We start from the raw sequence: 14,893 nt of genomic DNA, 5'->3' as shown, positions 1-14,893 counted from the left end.
CCGATCAATATTTTTTAGTGAAGCGTTTTCTTGGTCTTAGAATAAGGGATTGTTTGGATAAATTCAATACAATCAAAAGAACTGTTCATGAAAGAATTTTTATGAACAGTTCAAAAGGTGGCGATACAAGAAAAAAAGAACTCTCTTAGTATACCTTTTTTATTCAGTTAAGACTTCGACGGAGATTCCTTGTGATCGATAGCTGCTTAAAATAGTTGATGAGATCGATGAATCCGTATATAACGTATCGAATAAAGACGTTTTATCGATCATGAATGAGCTGACTGACTCTAAATAAGCAGAGGGTGTGTAGACAATTTTCAGCCCGTTGGTGTGTTGGATCATCGTTCGATAAATAAAGGATTCATTCAACGTTTTTGTGGTCACTTCATGAGTGTTAAAACCTGCAGCTTCAATTATGCAAAGGTTTGCTTCAACTTTATTAAAAGAATGGGTAGCAAAATCTCCGACAAGGGCATGGGTATTTTTTTCCAATTCGCCACCACTGATCGAAATCAATGCTTTTTTTGCACTGTGATCGATAGAAATCGCTGAGATATCGTTGGTCAAAATTGTCAGATCAAAAAAAGATAATGCATAAATCAGTTCATTGGAGAAATGCCCAGAACCAATGAATAGTTGCGCGCCAGGCACTAAAAGTGGTCGGATTTTTTCAATAAACGCAGACATTGGAAAGACCGTCTCTTCCTGTTTAGCGGAATGTTTCAACTCATGATCAGGAAGTAATCGTACGCCACCGTAGAATCGTTCAATCATCTTTTTCTTTTCTAAAAAGAGTAAATCTCGTCTAATCGTTACAGCAGAAACATTAAAAAAAAGTGCAAGTTCATTTACAGTTAAACTCTCGCTATGCTTTAAGTACTCAATCAGATTTTCCCTTCGTCTAAAAACATCTCCTTGACTGGTTTTCATGTTTTCCTCCTAATTTAAACGCGTGGTAGGCTCGTTCCACTATGACAGAAAAATGGGAAAACCTAAATGGAGCGTTCTATGCCACAATTAGATTTTATTTGTCCGAGGAGCAAGCCTGTAAATCAAGATAAAATGCTATCGTTTTTTAATTATTCATAGTATAGACAATTTTCTAGCAAAAAGACAGCTTGTTTCAATAGAGATTTGATGCTATATTTTGTTAAATAAGGCACAAACAAGTCAGGAGGAAAATGTTGATGGGAGAGTCCAAGCAATTTCCATTTCATCTATCATTGATGAAAGTGAACTATGCACCACCGCAAATCAGTGATTATTTAACTCTTTTTCTGATGCTTAGCGGTAGTATGCTCGTTAGGGTCGGGGAAAAGGAATATCAATTAAATTCAGATGACATATTAGTGATTAATCCGCGCCAACAATACCAGGTGAGAAGCTCAGATAAAAACTTATTCTTATCTTTGCGTATTTCAAGAACGCCGCTTACGCCACATTTTAAAGAGAACTGGTTGCCGTATATTGATTGCTCATCCTCAGATGCCAAAGCGTCTGAGGGAGAAAAATTTCAGCAACTGCGTGAAGCATTAGTCCATTTAATGGCCGCTTATTTTAAACAAAACGATGAGACAGAATTGGAAATGTATCAGCATTTATTTACTGTGTTAAAACAATTAGTCAAGGAGTTCAAAAAAGAACTGGTTCCGATGCCCCTTGTTGCGACCGAACTTGCGGATGATCGGATGAATCAATTACTAGAAGACATTCAAAAGAACTACGATCAGCCGATTTCATTAGAGGCACTGGCTGAAAAAAGCGGCATTTCCTATTATCATTTATCACGTTCTTTTAAAAAACAGGTGGGTATCAATTTTACGGAGTATCTAAATCAAATCCGCTTAATGCATGCAGCGGAAAGTTTGGTGGTAACATCACAATCTGTGATCAAAGTCGCTTTGAATAGTGGTTTTTCGACAGCAAAAAGTTTTCATCAAGTGTTTAAAAAACAATACGGACTAACGCCAGCAAGTTTTCGAAAAAAATATTCTGTGGCAACAAATCAGCTGAAACAGACAGCAGAAAACGCCGATTATCAAGAAATCACCGGAGCTGCAGCACTACAAGAACTCGCCAAGTATTTAGTGGAAAAAGATATTGATGACGAAAATGCGGCAATCGAACAGCGCCTAGAGCTTATTTTACCTAAAGAGCAGCAAGCTGCTTATCCTAGTAGTAAAAAAATTATAAAAATCGGTCCAGCTGGTGAAGGATTGGCCAACGGAGTCCAACGTGAATTATGTATTTTGCAAAAAGATTTGAGCTTTGATTTAGTTCAATTTGAAGGGTTTTGTGAAGAGACGAATTTTGATAATGATGTTTTATTAGTATCAGAGTACATTTTGAACAATCAATGGTTCGATTTTTTAGTGAAGGTTCAGTTAAAACCGATGATCCAGCTTTATTTGCCGGAAGACTACACAGAAAAAGTGGATGTACAATTATGGTGCGATAAGCAGTTGAAAATCATTCGGCATTTTTTAAATCGTTATGGTCAAAACGAAGTGAATCAGTGGTATATTCAATGGTCACTACCTAAAATAAGTGGTGTTTGGAATGAAAGCAGCCGCTGGGGCTATCATTATTTTTATCGTAAGTTAAAGCAAATGGTTTCAGCGTGCAAACTAGGTTTGATGTCATTGCGTTCCTTGGATGAACGTGAGTACCAACAGTATCAAGCCTTTATTCATGAACAAGGAGCTCAGCGCTGTTTACCAGATTTTATCAGCTTTCATGCAGATCCTTATGCATCATCTTCAATCAAAGATGAGCATGCCTTGCGTTTTAAAAATTATCAGCAAGAAATTTTAGCCAGAGTAAAATCCGTTATTGCAACGAGTCCAGCGAGAGAGAATACGGCATTTTCGGAGTGGACACCAGAATTATTTTTGACGGACTGGAATACATTGGTCGGTGAAGGAAATACCTTTTCTGGAACGTTTTTCCGTTCAGCACTGATCTTGGAGTCAATCGTGGAATTGTCAAAAGAAGTTGCTGGAATAGCTTTTTGGCTGAATATCAAAGTGAAGGAACGACAGACGCACACTAGGGAAGACAGTAGTTTATCTGTTTTTCTTTATGAGGAGTTAAGACGGCCACTCTTTTTTTCATTGCGATTTTTGAACCATCTAAAAGGAGAATTAGTTGCTAGTGGAGACGGCTATATTTTGACGCGGAACCAAGGTCAGTTTCAACTGTTACTTTATAATTCTAGTTATCTTGATCCGTTGTATTCGGTCGATACTTTTCAAGTGCAGTATCAGACAAAGAAAGTGAAGATTCAATTGAAAGAATTGCCTGTAGGAGATTATTTAATCCGGGAATATGTTTTAGATAAGGACCATGGTGGAATTTATAATGATTGGATTAGAGTGGGTGGTCAAGCGGAGCTGGATCATGAGTTGCAAAAGTACTTGGAGCAGAAGATTGTTCCTAAGTTCGAACTGAAAAAAGAGAGAATAGATTCTTTTGGTTATGAGTTGGAAGCGACACTGACCTTGAATGCTTGTCAGTTGTATCTGCTTCAGCCATTGTGTTGAAAAAAGGGGGTGTTTGGAAAGTCTGGGTGGAAAGAAAAAAGCCATTATAGACAGAACAAATCACTCTTTTTTTGTAGTAAATAATACAATTAATAGTTAATGATAGATGTTTTTTTTACGATATTTTAAAGAAGAATCGCTTTAATACAGATATTTTTTCAAAGAAATTCTTGTAAAAAATAAATCCATGTGCTATTGTTATGACAATGAGATGTAAATGGAAGGTGAAAAAATGAATGACAACAGATTACCCTTGTATATTCAGATTGCCAGTGATTTGAAGTTTAAAATCAATTCTGGTGAGTGGGGAATCGAGGATCAAATCCCTACAGAATTTGAATTGTGTAATATCTATGATGTCAGCCGAATTACAATCCGTAAGGCTATCGATCAATTAGTGAATGAGGGTCTTTTATATCGTAAACGAGCAGTCGGGACATTCGTTCAATCGAAAGAACCAGAGGGGAAAGAAACAATTGTAAAAAGTTTTACCCAGGAAATGAACAATCTCGGTAGAAAAGTCCACACATTAAAAGCAAAAATAGAGAAAACGCCTGCTTCTGCAAAAATAGCTAATTTTTTAAATATCAAGGAAGGCGATCCAGTTTTAAACTTAAAACGAGTTTTTGGTACGGATGATTTAGCCTTTGCTTTTTTTGATACCTATTTTACCTTTGATCAAAACTTTTCAACGGATAGCCAAGATTATTATGGTTCTTTTTATGAATATTTGAAGACGTTTGATATTGTGGTAGATTCAATCAAAGAGTATGTTGAAGCGATCGAACCGAGTGAACAATTATTAAAAGCGTTAGAAATCAATGAACATACCCCAATTTTAAAACGCGTGAGAATTACTCAACAATTAGGGAAAGACTTTCATGAATACTCAGAATGCTTTTACATAGGCAGTGAGTATCGTTATTACGTGGAAGGTTTTGCATAAATGAATGAGGATATATTTCTGAAAGCAGAAGTATATTTTCTTTATAATATAATGTAATGACAATATGTCAATATGAGGAGGAAAAGATTGTGGCAATTTCATTTATTAGGATCGATGACCGAATCATTCACGGTCAAGTAGTTACTCGTTGGATGAGTGAAAGAAAATGTGATGGGGTAGTAGCTGTGGATGATCCATCGGCAAATAATCCAGTACTGGCAAAAATGTTAAAATCTGCCGTTCCATCCCCGCTGAAAGGTTTTGTTTTGACGGAAGCAGAAATAATAGAAAAATGGCCAAAGATAGTTGCAAGCAAACGTCAATACTTTCTGATTGTTCGGTCACCAGAAACACTCGTTAGAATTTTTGAAAGCGGTGTCGATTTTATTTTAGAGAACAAAGAACTGAATGTAGGACCAATGAGTGTGAGGGAAGGAGCAAAAAAATATGGGAAAAATCTAAGTATGATTCCGACAGAAGAAGCCGCATTTAACACATTACAAAAAAATGGAATGACTATTTCATTTCAATTAGTTCCTGATTCTAAAAAGAAAACGTGGACTGAATTGAAACTCGAAGGAGGAGAATGACGATGAATGGAACCTTATTATTTCAAGCCATTGCTATTTCACTTATTTGTTATTTAGGAGCTTTATCGACCCCCTGGTTATTAGGCTTGACTGGTGGTTGGTATACGATTACTAGACCTTTGGTATCTGGCATGATCGTTGGACTTATTTTAGGAGATATGAAACAAGGAATTTTGATTGGTGTTGCGATTCAAACGGTTTATATTGCAATGGTTACTCCCGGCGGGCAAATGCCTGCAGATTTAAATTTTGTTGCTTTCCCTGCGATTGCTTTAGCAATGCTTTCAAACGCTAGCACTGAAGTAGCGGTAACTTTAGCCACCACGATCGGTGTTCTTGGAACGATTGTCTTTAATTTATACCAAGTGGTCAATTCGTTTTGGAATCATCGAGCAGTGGCTGCTATTCAAGAAGGTGATTATAAGAAATTTCGGTTGAATGCTATTGCAGGACCACAAGCAACTAACTTTATTTCGCGTTTCGTACCTTCGTTTTTAGTTGTTTATTTTGGATCTGGCTTTGCTAAATCGATGTTGGATTCTATGCCGCAATATTTGATCGATGTTATGAGCTACTTAGGCGGTGTCTTACCAGCAATTGGGATCGCGATGTTACTTACAGCTGTTGTTAAAGAAAATTCGCTGTTTCTTTTTTTCCTTTTAGGATTTGTCTGTATCGTCTTTTTGAATTTGAATATGATTGCGCTAACAATTGTGGCTGCGGTTATTGCGTATCTATTCTACACAGGCTCAAGTAAAAAAAGTATTGTTACTCCAAATGGTGTGATCGATGAAGAAGAGGAGGAGGAGTTTTAACGATGACTGAAAAACGATTAGATAAAAAGACCTTAAAAAAATCGTATCATAGATGGATGATGTACAACTTAGTGGCGATGAGTTTTGAATTTTTAGAAGCAATGGGCTTTGCTCTTTCAATGGAACCAATAGCAGATAAGTTATACAGTGATGAGCCGGAAAAGAAAAAAGAAATGATGGAACGACACACCGTCTTTTACAATACGGAGCCGCAAGTCGGTGCTTTGATCAATGGTATTTCTGCAGGACTTGAAGAGCAAAAAGCAATGGGAAATAGTGGTATTACAGGAGATTTGATCAATAGTTTGAAAATAGGCTTAATGGGTCCGATCGCTGGGATCGGCGATTCAATGGTGCCAGGGATGCTGATCCCGATTTTACTTTCGATCGGGATGGGGCTTTCTTCAAACGGGAGTATTTTAGGTGTTCTGTTTTATATTGTGGCGTTCAATAGCATTATGTATTTTGGTTCTCGTTACTTATTCTTTAAAGGCTATGAGCTTGGTGCAGAATCAGTTGAGGTATTCACTGGAGAGAAAGCGCAACAAATTACAAAAGCGATCACAGTGCTAGGTATGACAGTGATTGGCGGTGTAGCAGCTTCTTATGTGAATCTTGAGATACCGGCAAAATTTGCTCTAACGGGAACAGAAATCGATGTACAGGCTATTTTAGATGGTATTTTCCCAAAACTTGCGCCACTTATCGTGATTTTCTTATCTTGGTATTTAATGGCGAAAAAGAGTGTTTCACCCGTTAAACTGATTTTGATCTATTTTGTTGTTGCATTCGCAGGTGTTGGTGCTGCCTATCTATTTTAAATACCTAACTTACTCAGTCTTGTAGAAAAATGAACGAATCATAAAAGGGAGTGTAGAGCATGCATAATCGCATTATCTTAGTAAGCCATCTTGGTTTAGCCACTGGAATGAAAAAGGCGCTTGAATTTATTGTAGGACAACAACCACAAATTTCTGCGGTAGAACTTGATGAGCGGGGAATTGAACAATTTAAAGAAAACTTGCGTGCATTACAAAGTGAACAAAACACAGGGACGACGATTATTGTGAGTGATATTCCAGCTGGTTCACCAGGAGCTACAGCGTACAGCATATTTTCTGAAATAGGAGAGACTCGCCTTTTAAGTGGGATGAACCTACCCTTGATCCTAGATTTAGTCTTATCGGGCCCAACGAAACCGTTGGAAAAATTAATACCAGAGGCAATTGATTCTGCGAAAGAAACCATTCAAGAATATACGATAGAATCGATTAGCGAGGTTGACGATGACTTTTAATCAGGCATTGGCTATTACTTTAGATGAGGCTAATTTGGAGTTGCTGTTTGGAAAAGATATTTTTCACCCTACAAAAACGGAGAAAAGATATTTGAAAGACATTCGCAACAGCTTACTGGATAAACAAGCTGTTGGACCAGAACTTTTATATACCATAGCGATGGATGTTGGAAAAAAAGAGCATCAGGAAGATCTAATAAAGCGCAATTTATTATATGGCGTTGTGGGCTATAACAATGGGGTCATCGGTAATGAGCTTGTTCGCAGTCAAGGACATATCCACGCTATTTCGGCTTCATGTCATTCTTCCACTCCTGAAGTCTATGAAATTTGGCAGGGCAAAGCCTATATTTACATGCAGGAATTTGTTGACGATCAGCCGGGACGATGTATTGTCGTTTTTGCTAAACCGGGAGATATTGTCATTGTACCACCGAACTGGGCTCATTATACAGTGAATGCCAGCCAGGACAAAAAGATGCTTTTTGGCGCTTGGTGTATCCGCGACTACGCTTTTGAGTATAAAGAAATTAGACAACGTCAAGGCTTAGCCTATTATCCAGTAATTGAAAATAGTCATATAAAGTGGCGGAAAAACACCCATTATGCAGCAAATCTACTGGAAATAAAAACGGCGAGAGCTTATCCGGAGTTTAAGCTATCTCAAAATAATTTATATACACAATATGAAGAGGACTCAGAACGCTTTGATTTTGTAACGAATCCTTTAAAGTATCAAAGCGTTTGGACGGATTTTCAGCCGTAGAAAGGATGATCAAGGTGCAAGCAGCAATAACTCGATTTAATTGTCAGGGGCCAAATTTTGAAGGAACAGACATTAAACATAATCAAACGAAGCTTGAAAATTGTATCCAAAGCTATCAGCAAACAAGTCATGATTTGGACCTTTCTCAAGTGATTTATGAAGTGGAATATCATGAAAATGGATTGCAAGAAGGACATGAAGGGGGCTTATTCTTAGGCATCTCTCATGTGATGCCTGGAACTGTTGGTCAGGAATTTTACATGACCAAGGGGCATTTACATCAAGAAAAAGATACAGGAGAATATTATTGGGGATTAGCTGGACAAGGGCTATTGCTTTTAGTTTTTGAAGATGATCGTTACGAGCTGCAAGAAGTTACAGCAGGTTCTGTCCACTATATTCCAGGCAAAACCAGCCACCGTTTAATTAATATCGGAAGTGAAAAACTGTCAGTTGGTGCATGCTGGTTGACTGTATCGGGGCACGACTACGATAATTGTCATTTTCCGATTAGAGTGTTTAAAAAAGGAGAGGGAAAATTTGAAGTCATCAATTGTACGTCCTGAAATCAAAATCAAGAACCCGGCAACGATTATTACATCCTATGAGGAAATCGTCCAAACATTGTTAAAACAAAAAGTTGAAAAGAAAGCCTTGACGATTGCAATTGAGTGTTACCCAGTTTCTAATGAGGTGCTTTTGTTAGAGAAAGTCATTCGTCCATTAAATCCAGCCTTGATTATTCATGCGAACGATATGTTCATTGAGCCGGCTGAACTAAATCTGAAAATTCAAGAGAATTTGACGAATGACCGAATTTTTGGATTGATGAGTCATCATGAACTAGAAGACTTTATCGATACAAAAAGATTTACCCTGATGAAGGATAAACTAAACGCGATTCGAGCTCAAAGTGGTCTTTCTGTTGTTTATGGTGTTGGTGCATCGCTAGTTGACCATGTGGATCTAGTGATTTATGTTGATTTAGCTCGCTGGGAAATTCAAAAAAGATATCGTTCAGGGGAGTATAGTAACTGGCAAGGCAACAATGCAGGGGAAGATTCATTAAGAATGATCAAACGCGGCTACTTTTTTGAATGGCCGCTGGCGGATCGCTACAAACGAAAAATAGCCCAAAAAATTGATTATTTGCTAGATATTCATGATGAACAACACCCTAAATTAGTCAGGTATGATGAATACGAGAATGCTCTGAAGGAAATTGTTAGACAACCTTTTTCACTTGTTCCTTTTTTTGATCCTGGTATCTGGGGTGGAAATTGGATGCAGGAAACATTTGATATTGGTCATGATGAAAAAAATTTAGCTTGGAGCTTTAATGGTGTGCCAGAAGAAAATAGTTTGTTATTAAATTTTTCTGGAGTTACTGTCGAAATTCCCGCAAACAACTTGATTTTTAATTTTGGAAAAGAGCTATTAGGTGCAAGAGCTTTTGGTCGTTTTGGTCATGAGTTTCCCATCCGTTTTAATTTATTAGATACGATGGATGGTCAAAACCTAAGCTTACAGGTTCATCCTAAAGTGGATTATGCACAGGAACACTTTGGTGTACACTATACTCAAGATGAAAGCTACTATGTATTAGATGCTAAAAATGATGCGGTTGTTTACTTAGGCGTGAATCAAGGAATAGAAAAAGCGGAATTGATACAAGCCTTGAAAGAAGCTGAGAAGGGACAGGCCAGTTTTGATGATGAGAAATATATTTACCGTCATACCATGACGAAGCATGATCATTATTCCATTCCTTCAGGTACGATCCATTCAAGTGGAAAAGATTCGGTCATTTTAGAAATCAGTGCAACGCCGAATCGTTTTACATTTAAGTTATGGGATTGGGATCGAGTGGATTTTGATGGCTTGCCTAGACCGGTCAATATTGAGCATGGCGAACCTAATATCGATATCTACAAAGATCAAGAGTGGGTAGAGAGAGAATTGGTTAATCCTTTCATTATAATCGATCAAGGGGAAGGGTGGATGGAAGAGAAGACTGGGCTTCATGAAACAGAATTCATTGAAACTAGACGTCACACCTTTGATCGAAAGGTACATCACAAGAATCATGGAAGTGTAAATGTATTGAGTTTGGTCGAAGGAGAGGAAGCCTTAGTAACAAGTCCTAAAGGAGATTTTGAGCCGTACGTTGTTCAATATGCACAGACGTTTATTATTCCAGCAACTATTGATGTGTATGTTATAGAGCCATATGGAGCGAGTCTTGGCAAGACTATCAAAACAATGAAAGCCTTTGTACGTTAGTACGAATAAACGGTGGGAACAAAAGCAATCCCTTCTTATTTCTCGGGATCAAATATGTCTGTCCCATCCTCAAATAACAAATAAGATAAACGAGGTAAGTGATAACTTTGTATTTAGAAAAGTTGCTTACCTCTTTTTTTAAATGTTTTAGCAAAAATGACTATATTTTTTTTGCTTTCTCATTTTATTTTTCTTTGTATTTAAAATATTAAGACTATATACCGCAATTAAAGTGATTTTTATTCGTGAGTTGTTTTGTATAATAAGTTCATAGAAAACGTTTTCTTATATTTGAACTATGGAGGAAAAAAATGGAGACACAAGTTGAAAAAACGGTAGCAAACAAAAGTAGTGCTGGGTTGATTTTTGCCTTAATGGCTGGTTATTCGATGATTTACATGGATAAGAGTATGATCTCTACCGCAGTTTTACCAATGGCTAAAGAGTTTAATCTGGATGCTGGCCAAACGGGGATGATCATGTCCTTCTTTTTCCTAGGTTATTCATTGATGCAGATTCCTGGTGGGTGGTTAGCGGATAAGATCGGCGCAAAAAAAGTGTTAATGCTGTCACTAGCAATTATTTCAATTTTTTCATTCGCATTTGGTGCAGTTAGCAGTTTGATGTTATTTATGGTTATCCGCTTTTTTGCGGGTTTAGGTCATGGTGGGTATCCGCCAAGCTGTTCAAAATCGATTGCTGATAATTTTCCGCAAGAACGTAGAACCTTTATCCAATCATTGATTTTATCAACATCTGGCATCGGTGGTATTTTAGCCTTTACCTTGGGCACCAACTTGATCAATGCAAATTGGCGCTATGGTTACTTAGCGTTAGGCACATTATTTGCGGTTGCCTTTATACTTGTAGGTATTTTTGTTCCCAAACAAGCAACTAGCGCAAAAACAGGTACAGGGAATAAACCCGCAATAAAATTCAGTCAGGTGATCACGAATCGCAATGTATTAGTATTATTTGTAGCAATGTTATTGTTGAATTTCCTGCTATATGGAAATATGTCTTGGTTACCAAGCTTTTTAGCGCAAAAATTTGCGATCGATATTAAAACAATTGGCTATTTATTAGCGGTGAATGCAGTCTTTCAAACGGCAGCGACGATGTTTGCAGGTGCCTTATTATCAAAACTATTTTTAGGGAAAGAGCGCATATTTATCCTTAGTGCCACTGTGTTAGCCGCAATTTTAGTGGTTGCTTTTGTAGCATCAAATAATTTAGTCGTATCAATGATTTGTTTGATTGCAGTAAGTATGGTTTCAGTGAGTGCCTTTACGGCAATTTTCACATGGCCGCATAAAATCATGGATCCATCGATCATTGGGTCTTCAATTGGAATCATAAATACAGGTGGAACCTTGGGCGGCTTTTTAGCACCAATGATTCTAGGGCAATTGATCAAATCTGCTGGCGGTTCGTTTACACTAGCATTTGGTTTTATGGCAGCAGCTAGCCTTCTTTGCGGCCTATGTGCCTTAGGAGTGAAAAAAGAAGCGTAATGTCAGAGAAGAAATTTAAGTATAAAAGTGCTTTTGATATCATTGGTCCAATCATGGTCGGCCCATCTAGCTCACATACAGCTGGAGCGGTTAGAATTGGTAATATGGCAAGAGCTCTTTATAAACATACACCTAAAAAGTTAGTCGTTACTTTTTACGGCTCATTTGCTGAAACGTACAAAGGACACGGCACAGCAGTCGCGATCGTTGCAGGAGTTTTAGGCTTTGAAACACATGACGAACGGATTCCGGAAGCGATTGAAATTGCTGAAAAGGCAGGTGTAGTGATTGAATTCCTAGTTAGTGCTAAGGAAACAGAACATGCCAATACGGTTAATCTGGAGCTGATCGACGACCAAGAAAAGCTAAATATAACAGCTATTTCGATTGGCGGTGGCAGTATTCAACTAACAGAGATCAATCACCACTCAACACTTTTAGATCAGGAAAAGGGAAATGGATTAGTTTTCACATCAGATCAGCCTAAATTAGCAGTGCCAAGTGTTGAAGATGCACTGGAAAGTCCGGCTATTATACAGGTTCAACAATTAAATCAAGAGACGATCTTCTTTGTTGAAACACTCAGTGATATTAGTCAGAAATTAGTAGCGAAAATGAAAGAAATACCGGGGATAACAGCGGTCATATCGACGACCGGTTAAATTAGAGGATGTGAATAGTTTGTTTGGATCAATTGAAGAACTCATAAAACGAGCGAAACAGAACCAGTGTACTATAGCAGAAATCATGATCAGACAGGAAATAGAAACCTCTGGGCGCAGTAGATCAGAGATCATGAATCAAATGACACTGAACTTAGAAACAATGGAAGCAGCTGCCGCTAAAGGGATTCAAGGCGTTCGCTCACATTCTGGTTTAACTGGATATGATGCTAAAAAACTGCAGGCATATTTAGAGAAAAAAACTATTTTAACGGACACCACATTTGTAAAGGCGTTGTGCTACGCAGTGGCTACTAACGAAGTCAATGCAGCAATGGGGATGATCTGTGCCACGCCAACTGCGGGGTCAGCTGGCGTAGTTCCAGGTGTTTTACTGGCTTTTAGCCAAAAATTTGAATCTACACGAGAAGAAATGTTGAACTTTTTATTCACAGCTGCTGCGTTTGGTTTTGTCACAGCTAATAATGCAATGATTTCAGGTGCGGAAGGTGGCTGTCAGGCTGAAATCGGTTCAGCCTCTGGAATGGCAGCGGCGGCCTTAGTCGAAATGGCTGGAGGAACACCAGAACAAGCGAGTCAAGCATTTGCGATAGCATTGAATAATTTGATTGGACTAGCTTGTGATCCTGTGGCAGGGTTAGTAGAAATCCCTTGCATCAAACGAAATGCAGGTGGGACATCTAATGCAATCAGTGCTGCAGAAATGGCTTTAGCAGGAATCGTAAGTGAAATTCCAGCAGATGAAGTGGTAGAAACCATGTATCGTGTGGGTCGGAGCATGCCAGCTGACATTCGTGAAACTGGGATCGGTGGATTAGCTGGTACAAAAACTGGAAAACGGATCGCGAAAGAGCTGTTTGGAATCGATCGATAACTTAAATAAAAATAGAAAAATTGGATGCGACTCAGAAAGGAAGAATTAAGAATGGATGCAAAACAACAAATCTCAGCATTAATCGATGCAAAAAAAGACCTATTTATCACTGCAGCAGATCGTATTTGGGGAACCCCCGAAACCAGATTTGCAACTAATGAATCAGTTAAACCATTTCTTGAAATTTTAGAAAAAGAAGGTTTTTCAATCGAAAAAGGTGTAGCCAATATGGAACATTCTTTTGTAGCAACATATGGTAGCGGCAGTCCTGTGATTGGAATTTTGGCTGAGTATGATGCTCTAGGAAACCTGAGTCAAGTGGCTGATTTAGGGGAACAAAAGGCAGAGTACGAGGGCGGCAATGGTCATGGCTGCGGTCATAATCTATTGGGAACTGGGGCTTTAGCAGGAGCAGTCGGCGTTAAAGATCTAATGGAAAAAGAAAAGTTGTCAGGAACGATCAAATTATTTGGCTGTCCGGCGGAAGAAAGTGGTTATGGCAAAGCCTTTATGGCAAGAGATGGTGTGTTTGACTGTCTTGATGTTGCTCTTTCATGGCACCCAATGGATACTAGTATGGCTTGGGGACTTAGCAGTTTAGCGGTTTATCAAATCTATTACAATTTCAAAGGTGTATCCGCTCACGCAGCAGCAGCGCCAGAACAAGGGCGCAGTGCACTTGATGCAGCCGAGCTAATGAACATCGGGGTACAATTTTTACGTGAACATATCATTGATGAAGGACGCGTCCACTATGCCTTTATGGATGCAGGCGGCGAATCAGCGAATGTGGTGCAACCAACGTCTAGCTTATATTACTTTATTCGTGCACCAAAAATAGAACAAGCAGAAGAAATCTACAAACGTGTCAACAAGATAGCAGAAGGTGCAGCATTGATGACAGAAACAGAACTTGAGATCGTGTTTGATTCAGCTTGTGCCAACTATTTACCAAATCAAGCGGTAACAACAGCGATGTATGAAAACTTAAAAGAATTCGGGAACATGAATTTGACACCAGAAGATCAGGCATACAGCCAAAGATATTACGATAGCTTAAATGAAGTCACAAAAGCAGGCTTGGTCAACAGAGCCAGACAAAGCAACCCAACAGCGAGCGAAGAAGAGATAAAACGCCTTGGAACTATGCCGGTCTTAGATCAAATTGCTCCGTTGTTCTTTACAGACGCAACTTCTGGTTCTACAGATGTCGGTGACGTTAGCTGGGTTTGTCCGACAGCTCAAGTATTGATTGGCTGTGAACCGCAAGGCACACCACCTCATTCATGGCAGTGGGTCGCTAATGGTAAATCTTCTGTAGCTCATAAAGGATTGCTGGCAGCGGGTAAAACAATTGCTGTTACAGCCTATGACTTATTAACTAAACCTGAACTAGTCGCACAAGCGAAAGCAGAACACCAAGTAAGAGTTGGTGGCAAAAAATACCAATCTGCTATTCCAGCAGATGTAATGCCTAAATAATAATAAATGCTGCCAAAAATTGTATGTTCAACTACAATACTTGGCAGTATTTTTTTGTCCGATAGCTTAAAACTGAATCATGTGCTTAATCAAAGGAT

At 38.5% G+C, this 14,893-nt stretch carries 14 protein-coding genes; 13 read left to right on the top strand and 1 reads right to left on the bottom strand.

Features of this window, described 5'->3' with window-relative positions; all coding sequences use genetic code 11:
• Window positions 1–159: 159 nt before the first annotated feature.
• Entirely contained in the window at window positions 160–933 is a 774-nt protein-coding gene (locus V192_RS0107140; protein WP_025870349.1) for a DeoR family transcriptional regulator, read from the bottom strand.
• Window positions 934–1,190: 257 nt separating this feature from the next.
• On the opposite strand from V192_RS0107140, the gene V192_RS0107135 reads away from it, so the two are divergent.
• From V192_RS0107135 to V192_RS0107075, 13 genes are all read left to right on the top strand, one after another.
• Window positions 1,191–3,545: a helix-turn-helix domain-containing protein gene (locus V192_RS0107135; RefSeq protein WP_025870346.1), complete on the top strand. Its 2,355-nt coding sequence runs from the start codon at window positions 1,191–1,193 to the stop codon at window positions 3,543–3,545.
• Between the two features lie 232 nt (window positions 3,546–3,777).
• A complete protein-coding gene (locus V192_RS0107130) occupies window positions 3,778–4,491 on the top strand; it encodes a GntR family transcriptional regulator (RefSeq protein WP_025870344.1) in 714 nt (237 codons plus the stop codon).
• A gap of 89 nt (window positions 4,492–4,580) precedes the next feature.
• Entirely contained in the window at window positions 4,581–5,081 is a 501-nt protein-coding gene (locus V192_RS0107125; RefSeq protein WP_025870342.1) for a PTS sugar transporter subunit IIB, read from the top strand.
• A gap of 2 nt (window positions 5,082–5,083) precedes the next feature.
• Window positions 5,084–5,896: a PTS mannose/fructose/sorbose/N-acetylgalactosamine transporter subunit IIC gene (locus V192_RS0107120; RefSeq protein WP_029948164.1), complete on the top strand. Its 813-nt coding sequence runs from the start codon at window positions 5,084–5,086 to the stop codon at window positions 5,894–5,896.
• A gap of 2 nt (window positions 5,897–5,898) precedes the next feature.
• Window positions 5,899–6,717 (top strand): PTS system mannose/fructose/sorbose family transporter subunit IID, encoded by an 819-nt coding sequence (locus tag V192_RS0107115; RefSeq protein ID WP_025870338.1) that lies wholly within the window; start codon window positions 5,899–5,901, stop codon window positions 6,715–6,717.
• 59 nt (window positions 6,718–6,776) lie between these two features.
• Window positions 6,777–7,193, top strand: a complete 417-nt coding sequence (locus V192_RS0107110) for a PTS sugar transporter subunit IIA (RefSeq protein WP_025870336.1) — start codon at window positions 6,777–6,779, stop codon at window positions 7,191–7,193.
• The gene (locus V192_RS0107105; RefSeq protein WP_025870334.1) at window positions 7,183–7,959 is read left to right on the top strand and encodes a glucose-6-phosphate isomerase family protein; all 777 of its coding nucleotides are present in this window, start codon (window positions 7,183–7,185) and stop codon (window positions 7,957–7,959) included. Before V192_RS0107110 ends, V192_RS0107105 begins: the two co-directional genes overlap by 11 nt.
• A 14-nt stretch (window positions 7,960–7,973) precedes the next feature.
• Window positions 7,974–8,525 (top strand): glucose-6-phosphate isomerase family protein, encoded by a 552-nt coding sequence (locus tag V192_RS19595; RefSeq protein WP_025870332.1) that lies wholly within the window; start codon window positions 7,974–7,976, stop codon window positions 8,523–8,525.
• Window positions 8,500–10,242 carry a class I mannose-6-phosphate isomerase gene (locus tag V192_RS0107095; protein ID WP_025870330.1) on the top strand — a complete coding sequence of 581 codons (1,743 nt, stop codon included), beginning with the start codon at window positions 8,500–8,502 and terminating at the stop codon, window positions 10,240–10,242. The genes V192_RS19595 and V192_RS0107095 overlap by 26 nt, the downstream gene beginning before the upstream one ends.
• Window positions 10,243–10,553: 311 nt before the next feature.
• Window positions 10,554–11,756: an MFS transporter gene (locus tag V192_RS0107090; RefSeq protein WP_025870329.1), complete on the top strand. Its 1,203-nt coding sequence runs from the start codon at window positions 10,554–10,556 to the stop codon at window positions 11,754–11,756.
• Complete coding sequence (sdaAB, locus tag V192_RS0107085; RefSeq protein WP_025870327.1) at window positions 11,756–12,418, top strand: L-serine ammonia-lyase, iron-sulfur-dependent subunit beta; 663 nt, start codon at window positions 11,756–11,758, stop codon at window positions 12,416–12,418. The genes V192_RS0107090 and sdaAB overlap by 1 nt, the downstream gene beginning before the upstream one ends.
• A gap of 19 nt (window positions 12,419–12,437) precedes the next feature.
• Entirely contained in the window at window positions 12,438–13,313 is an 876-nt protein-coding gene (gene sdaAA, locus V192_RS0107080; protein WP_025870326.1) for an L-serine ammonia-lyase, iron-sulfur-dependent, subunit alpha, read from the top strand.
• 51 nt (window positions 13,314–13,364) lie between these two features.
• The gene (locus tag V192_RS0107075; protein ID WP_025870323.1) at window positions 13,365–14,795 is read left to right on the top strand and encodes an amidohydrolase; all 1,431 of its coding nucleotides are present in this window, start codon (window positions 13,365–13,367) and stop codon (window positions 14,793–14,795) included.
• The last annotated feature ends 98 nt before the right edge of the window (window positions 14,796–14,893 follow it).

The organism is Enterococcus crotali (genome assembly GCF_000633635.1).
Lineage (GTDB): Bacteria > Bacillota > Bacilli > Lactobacillales > Enterococcaceae > Enterococcus_L > Enterococcus_L crotali.
The sequence above is the reverse complement of the archived record's forward strand: the minus strand, read 5'-3'. Positions and strand labels throughout refer to the sequence as shown.

Excerpts from the sequence above, each read along its gene's own strand:
- V192_RS0107140 (WP_025870349.1), bottom strand. The coding sequence starts at position 933 with ATGAAAACCAGTCAAGGAGATGTTTTTAGACGAAGGGAAAATCTGATT.
- V192_RS0107135 (WP_025870346.1), top strand. The coding sequence starts at position 1,191 with ATGGGAGAGTCCAAGCAATTTCCATTTCATCTATCATTGATGAAAGTG.
- V192_RS0107130 (WP_025870344.1), top strand. The coding sequence starts at position 3,778 with ATGAATGACAACAGATTACCCTTGTATATTCAGATTGCCAGTGATTTG.
- V192_RS0107120 (WP_029948164.1), top strand. The coding sequence starts at position 5,084 with ATGAATGGAACCTTATTATTTCAAGCCATTGCTATTTCACTTATTTGT.
- V192_RS0107115 (WP_025870338.1), top strand. The coding sequence starts at position 5,899 with ATGACTGAAAAACGATTAGATAAAAAGACCTTAAAAAAATCGTATCAT.
- V192_RS0107110 (WP_025870336.1), top strand. The coding sequence starts at position 6,777 with ATGCATAATCGCATTATCTTAGTAAGCCATCTTGGTTTAGCCACTGGA.
- V192_RS0107105 (WP_025870334.1), top strand. The coding sequence starts at position 7,183 with ATGACTTTTAATCAGGCATTGGCTATTACTTTAGATGAGGCTAATTTG.
- V192_RS0107090 (WP_025870329.1), top strand. The coding sequence starts at position 10,554 with ATGGAGACACAAGTTGAAAAAACGGTAGCAAACAAAAGTAGTGCTGGG.
- sdaAB (WP_025870327.1), top strand. The coding sequence starts at position 11,756 with ATGTCAGAGAAGAAATTTAAGTATAAAAGTGCTTTTGATATCATTGGT.
- V192_RS0107075 (WP_025870323.1), top strand. The coding sequence starts at position 13,365 with ATGGATGCAAAACAACAAATCTCAGCATTAATCGATGCAAAAAAAGAC.